Origin of the sequence: Streptomyces sp. NPDC006733 (assembly GCF_040636125.1) — a bacterium.
Lineage (GTDB): Bacteria > Actinomycetota > Actinomycetes > Streptomycetales > Streptomycetaceae > Actinacidiphila.
This window is the reverse complement of sequence record NZ_JBEYJD010000011.1, coordinates 181737-188131: the sequence shown is the minus strand read 5'-3', so window position 1 is coordinate 188131 and position 6395 is coordinate 181737. Positions and strand designations below refer to the sequence as shown.

Genomic DNA, 6395 nt, shown 5'->3' with positions numbered 1-6395 from the left:
CGGAGCACGATGCCGGTCTTGGCGGCCAGCCGCTCGACGGCCTCGGAGAAGGAGAGGTGGTCGAGCTTCATGACGAAGTCGAGCGAGGGCGTCCCTGAGTTCGCGTGCGGCGGCGGCGTCCGCGTCGGTGACGAGCGACGCGGAGTCGATCAGCTCCTCCTGCCGCAGCCACCGCGCGAAGGCCGCGCCGTCGAGAAGTTCCTCCCGGCTGCCGTCGATCGCGCGGGTGTTGACGAAGGTGAGGACGACCTCGGCCGCCGCAGAAGGGCTCAGCGTCGTCGTCCCGTTCGCATCCATGGCCATGGGCCCACTGTACTCGACGCCGGATAGGCGCCAGGGCCCTAAGGGCATAGACGTTGCGCTCCCATACGGCTTGCTAGTTATGAGCTACATGCCTATGGTCATCACCATGACAACAAACAGCAACACCACGAACCCTGCCCGCACTTGGTTCATCACCGGCGCCTCCCAGGGCCTCGGCCACGCCCTCGCTATCGCCGCCCTCGACCGCGGCGACCGGGTCGCGGCCACCGCCCGCCGCACGGAGTCGGTCGCCGACTTCGTCGACCGCTATCCCGACCAGGTCGTGGCGGTCGAACTCGACGTCCGTGACGAAGGTGCGGCCCACCGGGCCGTGGAGCTGACCCTCGACGCCTTCGGACGCATCGACGTGGTCGCCAACATCGCGGGATACGGACTGTTCGGCGCGGTCGAGGAGGCCACCGACGCACAGTCCAAGGCCATCTTCGACACCAACGTCTTCGGCCCACTGAACGTGCTGCGCGCGACGCTGCCCGTCCTGCGCCGGCAGCGATCGGGCCACGTACTGCAGGGATCCTCGCTCTACGGGCAGTCGGCGCACCCGGGCGTCGGTCTGCTCGCCGCCAGCAAGTACGCCCTGGAAGGGCTCTCCGACGCCCTGGCGGCCGAACTCGCGCCCCTGGGCATCCATCTCACCCTGATCGAGCCGGGCTACATGGGCACCGGCTTCCTGTCCCATCTGGCGTTCACCGCACCCGTCCCCGACTACGACCGGACCGTGCGCGCCGTCCAGAGCTCACTGGGCGAGCTGTCCGCCGACGCGTTCGCCGACCCCGCCCGCGTCGCCTCGGCCGTCCTCACCGCCGTCGACGCCAAGCAGCCGCCCCTGCGCCTGGCGTTGGGGCGTGCGGCCGAGGACGGTCTGCGCACTGCCCTCACGGCGCGCCTGCGTGAGTTGGACGACTGGTCCGACGTCACCCGAGTCGTGGACGCCGTGCACGCGTAGTGCGGGGAGCCTGCGCCTGCCGGCGCGGGCTCGCGCCGGTCATCCCGCCGGTACGAGGGTTCTGTGGTCCTCGGCGCGCCCGTGGCGCGGGCACGGCTGCCCGGGCTCCCGGGGACACAGGACCCACAGCTCCGTCAGGATGGCCCGGTAGAGGCGGTAGGCGGCCGGCGCGGAGACCTCATCGCGGGAGAACGAGGTCACGCCCGCACCGCCCGGCCGCGGATACGCCTTCAGTGCGCGGTCGACGTCGCTGCCCGTCACCTGGCGCGCCTCGCCGACCGCGTACAGCGCGCGGCCGTGGTACGGCGCGACGGTGGAGTCGAAGACGACGAGGCTCACGTGCGGGCGTTCGGCGAGGTGGCGGGAGTGCTGGGCGTCGGTGGCGGAGAGCCAGTAGAACTCCCGGTCGCCCGCAGGGGCGAAGTAGACCGGGGAGGTCCACGGATGGCCGTCCTGATCGGTCGTACCCAGGACCAGGTAGAGGTTGGCGTCGATGAGGGCTCGCGCGTGGGCGGCCAAGTCGTCGTCAGTCACGAAACGAAATCCTCCGCGCGCTCGTGCGGTCCCGGTCCCGGTCCGGATCCCGCTCCCGGTTCTGATCCCGTACATCCTCCACCGGAGGAGGTGATCGAGCCAGGCCCGCACCCTCGGAGAGATCCCACCCGCATCAGAGCCAGAAGACGACCGCGAGGGCGATCAGGGTGCCGAGGGCCACGACGCCCCCGACGACGCCGAAGCCGAGTGCGACCTTCGTGCTGACCGGCCGCAGCTCCCGCCAGCCCAGGGCTTCGGCCGCGCCCCGGATCAGGCGGTGGCCCTCGGCGGACGAGAAGTGCTGCTGCTCGGAGCCGTCCACAGCGCGGCCCCAGGTCCGGTACCGGCTTCGCCCGGTGGTCACCGTCCTGCGCGGCAGACCGTCCCGGCCACGCTCCTGGGTGCGGACGACATCCGTCATGGTGAAGGTCCCCTCCCGCGGACGCAGCTCCACGCGGTAGGTGTGCATCTGGGTGATGCGGCCCCGGTCCGACGGAGGTTGCGGGACATCCGCCGTCAGGTTGAACCCCTGCTCCGTCCGCTGCAACCGGTAGGTCGAGCCGGCGGTGGCGGCCTGGACACGGGCGTACAACTCCGCGGGATCGCCGCCGCCGGTGGCTTCACTCATGGGCGCGATCGTAACTTCCCGCCGGCGAACGACCCACCCCAGGGCGGCGCAGCGCGCCGGCTGCGTAGAGTCGGGCCATGCCCGAGCTGCAGCAGCTGCGTCCCCGCCATGCCCCGGCGGTCCTGGCCTTCGAGCTGGCGAACCGCGAGTACTTCGCCGCGACGATCACCGACCGCGGCGACGACTACTTCGCCCACTTCGCCGACCGGCACGCCGCGCTGCTGGCCGAGCAGGCCGCGGGCGTCTGCGCCTTCTACGTGCTCGTCGCCGAGGACGGCTCGGTCCTCGGCAGGTTCAACCTGGTCGACCTCGAGGACGGCACCGCCGAACTCGGCTACCGCGTCGCGCGGCATGCCGCCGGGCGTGGCCTGGCGACCGCGACCGTGCGCGACCTGTGCCGGCTGGCGGCGGCCCGGCACGGACTGCGGACGCTGCGCGCGGCGACCTCCCACGCGAACGTCGCGTCCCAGAGGGTCCTGAGCAAGGCGGGATTCGTTCCGATCGGCCCGGCCGATCTGGGCGGGCAGCCGGGCACCTGGTACCAGTGCGACCTCGCTGCCGCGTCGGCAGGCCACGACCGTGCCGGTGGGCGTGACGGACATGAGGCGACAGACTGAGCGCTCAGTACCCCCGCACCCACAGCTGCCAGCCGCCCAGGACCCGGCTGCACACATAGGACGCGTAGGGGCCGCGGTTCACGAGGTTGTGACCCACCTGCGAGCACTCCAGCTGGGTGTCGTAAGTGGCCCACCAGAAGAACGGTGAATCGGCGGCGACCTGTGCCGTCGCTGCGGTGGGGACGGACGCCGCAGCGACGGCGCTCGGGGTGGCCGCGCCCGGCGTCGTCACCAGTGTGACAACGGCTCCGGCTACGCTGAGCAGCGTGGCGACGCGGTTCGTCCTGCTCATGGGTGGCTCCTCGGCTGTGTAGGGGGTCCCAGCGGGCCCAACCCCCGTCAGTCTGCCGGTGGACAGCCGGTGCGGTCATTGACGGTGCGCGCACGGATGCTTGTCGTTGCGCGCAGGGCCTGACGATCCCTTCGAGCGCGGATCACCGGGGTGGGGCATGGTCCGCGGGTCCCGCCGTGCCGCTCTGGGTGCGAACGGTCCTTCGGTACTCGGCCGGCGGCAGGCCGTACGCCTGGCGGAAGCTGCGGCTGAATCCCGCCGGATCCTCCAGCCCGTTGCGGGAGGCGACGGCGTGCACCGGCAGATGGTCCAGTCGTGGGTCGGCCAGATCGTAGCGGCACCGCTCCAGCCGCCGGCGGCGGATCGTCGCCGACACCGTCTCCTCCCGTTGCCGGAAGAGCTGGTGCACCGTCCGGACGGACACGTGGTGGCCGGCGGCGACGGCGTGCGGGGACAGGTGCGGGTCCGCGAGGTGCTCGTCGATGAAGGCATCGATGCGCGCCAGGAGCACGGCGCCGCGGGCCTCGGGCTCCAAGGAGGCGTGCGCGTCGAGGTGTTGGGCCAGCAGGGCGTACGCCAGCTGCAGGGTCGCCGCGCCCAGCCGGGCGCTTTCCGGTTCTCCCAGCCGGGGGGCCTCCTGGAACACGGTGCGCAGATGGTGGGCGAGGATCGCCCCGATGCCCTGGGAGGCGGACATCGGGGTGGCCAGGAGGTGGCGGATCCGGTCCTCGGAGAAGGGGAGGAGGTTTCTGCGCAGATGCAGCACGATGCCCTGGGACAGGCCGGCGTCCGCGCTGCTGCTGACCCGGCCGGTGTACGGCTGCGAGGAGCTCCACATGACGAATTCCCCGGCGGACAGCACCGCTTCCCGCCGTGCCTGCGCGACGCTCATCTCCCCGCCCGCGATCAGCGTCAGCTCGTAGCTCTCGGGATCGGACTGTTTGATCAGGGCCGGGGTGCGCTCCGAGAGCAGCGTGGGAAACGACATGCTGGTCGCCTCCAGCGGCCCTGCCGACAGCATTTCCACCCTGCCGACGAAGTCGGCGGCGTGGTCACTGCTGATGCGGGTCGGTGCCGCGCCGCGGCTGACGGTCTCGCACCACCAGTCGAACCGGTGCGCCGGGGGCAGGGCCAACGTGTCCACGACGCCGAACACCTGCTGCCTCCCGGATGACCTGCCGCCTACGGGTTCTCTCGGAGGCTACGCAGATCCGTTCGAAGGTATGCCCGCCCGCCGCGTCATTGGCTGAATCCTCCTGGGCGGGGTCCGGTCTCAGTCGACCAGGGCGCCGGCGGACAGGTTGGCGACGGTTCCGGTCATGGCTCCCGCCCGGTCCGACGCCAGGAACGCGGCCGTCTCCGCGATCTCGCAGAGCGTGGGAAGCCGCTTGAGGAGCGTGCCCTGCGCCATCCCTCCGCCGTCCGCGAGCAGTTCGCGGACCGACTGTCCGGCCGCCGCCGCGGTGGGCTCGAACAGTTCCCGGGTGTAGGAGCCCGCTGCCGGAGCGTCGACGACCGCGTGCGGGCGGATGCAGATCACCCGGATGTTGCCGGGCGCCAGCTCCGCGGCCAGGACCCGGGAGAAGGCCTCCTTGCCGGCCGCGCTGACGCTGTGCCCCAGGATCCCGCCCACCGCCAGTTTGGAACCCGGCTCGGACAGCGTCAGCAGGACGCCGGGCCGCTTGTGGCCCATGTGGCGTGCCGCGGCCTTGCTCGTGATGAACAGCGTCCGCAGGAAGCCGTCGATGGGCCGCATGAACTCCTCCAGGGAGAGGTCGGCCAGCACCGTCCCCTGGTCGTGCATGACGCTCACGGCGTTGAGGGCGATGTCGATGCCGCCGGCCGTCGTCGCGATCGCCTCGGCGTGCCGGTCGACCGCCTCCTGGTCGAATACGTCGACGAGGGCGGTCTCGACCCGCCCGCCCGCGGCGGTGATGTCGCGTGCCACGGCGTCGAGCTTCGCCTGCGTCCGTCCGGCGAGGAAGACCCGGGCGCCTTCCCGGGCGAACACCCGCGCGACCGCGCCGCCGATGGCGCCTCCGCCGCCGTAGATCACGGCGTTCCTGTCCTCGAGCAGCAGTCCGTTCACAGCAGTCCTCCAGAAGTTCGCGTTGTTGTGGCCTCGGCGGGGGCGCCGGTCAGCCGTTCGTCCGACGCTGGATCTCTTCCGCGATGCGCTTGATGCGGTTCAGCCGTGCGTCCCAGGACCGGCCGACCTCGTTCAGCTGCCGCACGGCGCGGGAGAGTTGCGCCTCGTCGACTTCGTAGCGCCGCTCGCGGCCCGCGGGCGTCGCGTGGACGAGGCCCGCGCGGTCGAGGACGCCCAGGTGCTTGGTGACCGCCTGGCGGGTGATCGGGAGACGATCGCTCAAGGTGGTGGGCGTTCCGACACCCTCCGCGAGCAGCAGGTCGAGCAGGCGGCGTCTGATCGGGTCGCCGATCGCCGACCAGAGGTCGTCGTCCACGGCGAGGGTCATCGCGCCACCACGGAGGCGGCGTAGCTGCGCAGCCTGGGCAGGAACAGGTCCCAGCCGCGCTCATGGTCGCGGAAGGACTCCTCGAGCACGGCGGCCTCCCAGCCCTTCTGCCGCCAGCCGCTCTCGGTCAGGCGCAGGATCGTGCCGGCACCGGAGGGCTCGAGCTCGAAGGTGATCAGGAGGGAGTTGTCCGCGTCGGGCCGCTGGCCCTCGGGAGCGATCCAGCGGATCGCGAACCGGCGGGGCGGGTCCACGTCGACCACCGTGAACGGCTCGACCGTCGCACGGTCCCCCCACACCAGCTCCCCGACCGCGCCGGGCACGGGCTCGAAGGACGCATCGTCGGGCCACCACATCCTGATGTGCTCGGGGCGGCTCACCACGTCGAACACGATTTCCGGCGCGGCGTCGATGCGCATCTCGCGCTCCAGTTTTCCGAACTCCACCAGGGGCCTCCCATAAGCAACCATCGGTTGCGTATGACCTTAGCCCTCATGCTGAGAACGTGCAACCTTCTGTTGCGTATGAGGTGCGGTCCCGCGCAGGGAGCAACGTCCGGAACAAGGGGGTCGATCCACCC

Annotated in this window: 10 protein-coding genes; 2 read left to right on the top strand and 8 right to left on the bottom strand. The window is 71.4% G+C overall.

What is annotated here, in order from left to right; all coding sequences use genetic code 11:
- Nucleotides 1-303 (bottom strand): ABATE domain-containing protein (locus tag ABZ721_RS12815; protein WP_358788667.1); only part of this gene is annotated, 303 nt, incomplete at its 3' end.
- A gap of 106 nt (nucleotides 304-409) precedes the next feature.
- Here ABZ721_RS12815 and ABZ721_RS12810 point away from each other — a divergent pair.
- Nucleotides 410-1267 (top strand): SDR family NAD(P)-dependent oxidoreductase, encoded by an 858-nt coding sequence (locus ABZ721_RS12810; RefSeq protein WP_358788666.1) that lies wholly within the window; start codon nucleotides 410-412, stop codon nucleotides 1265-1267.
- A gap of 39 nt (nucleotides 1268-1306) precedes the next feature.
- Here ABZ721_RS12810 and ABZ721_RS12805 read toward each other — a convergent pair whose 3' ends face one another.
- Together ABZ721_RS12805 and ABZ721_RS12800 are read right to left on the bottom strand one after the other, a co-directional pair.
- Nucleotides 1307-1801: a pyridoxamine 5'-phosphate oxidase family protein gene (locus ABZ721_RS12805; protein WP_358788665.1), complete on the bottom strand. Its 495-nt coding sequence runs from the start codon at nucleotides 1799-1801 to the stop codon at nucleotides 1307-1309.
- A 133-nt stretch (nucleotides 1802-1934) separates the two neighbouring features.
- The gene (locus tag ABZ721_RS12800; protein ID WP_358788664.1) at nucleotides 1935-2429 is read right to left on the bottom strand and encodes a hypothetical protein; all 495 of its coding nucleotides are present in this window, start codon (nucleotides 2427-2429) and stop codon (nucleotides 1935-1937) included.
- A gap of 77 nt (nucleotides 2430-2506) precedes the next feature.
- Here ABZ721_RS12800 and ABZ721_RS12795 point away from each other — a divergent pair, with 77 nt between their 5' ends.
- Nucleotides 2507-3046 carry a GNAT family N-acetyltransferase gene (locus tag ABZ721_RS12795; protein ID WP_358788663.1) on the top strand — a complete coding sequence of 180 codons (540 nt, stop codon included), beginning with the start codon at nucleotides 2507-2509 and terminating at the stop codon, nucleotides 3044-3046.
- 4 nt (nucleotides 3047-3050) lie between these two features.
- Here ABZ721_RS12795 and ABZ721_RS12790 read toward each other — a convergent pair whose 3' ends face one another.
- From ABZ721_RS12790 to ABZ721_RS12770, 5 genes are all read right to left on the bottom strand, one after another.
- The gene (locus tag ABZ721_RS12790; protein ID WP_358788662.1) at nucleotides 3051-3338 is read right to left on the bottom strand and encodes a hypothetical protein; all 288 of its coding nucleotides are present in this window, start codon (nucleotides 3336-3338) and stop codon (nucleotides 3051-3053) included.
- Between the two features lie 142 nt (nucleotides 3339-3480).
- On the bottom strand, nucleotides 3481-4482 hold the full coding sequence (locus ABZ721_RS12785) for a helix-turn-helix domain-containing protein (RefSeq protein ID WP_358788661.1): 1002 nt from the start codon (nucleotides 4480-4482) through the stop codon (nucleotides 3481-3483).
- A 129-nt stretch (nucleotides 4483-4611) separates the two neighbouring features.
- Nucleotides 4612-5427 (bottom strand): SDR family oxidoreductase, encoded by an 816-nt coding sequence (locus tag ABZ721_RS12780; RefSeq protein ID WP_358788660.1) that lies wholly within the window; start codon nucleotides 5425-5427, stop codon nucleotides 4612-4614.
- 49 nt (nucleotides 5428-5476) lie between these two features.
- Nucleotides 5477-5815, bottom strand: a complete 339-nt coding sequence (locus ABZ721_RS12775) for a helix-turn-helix domain-containing protein (protein WP_358788659.1) — start codon at nucleotides 5813-5815, stop codon at nucleotides 5477-5479.
- Entirely contained in the window at nucleotides 5812-6261 is a 450-nt protein-coding gene (locus ABZ721_RS12770; protein WP_358788658.1) for an SRPBCC domain-containing protein, read from the bottom strand. Before ABZ721_RS12770 ends, ABZ721_RS12775 begins: the two co-directional genes overlap by 4 nt.
- Between the last annotated feature and the right edge of the window lie 134 nt (nucleotides 6262-6395).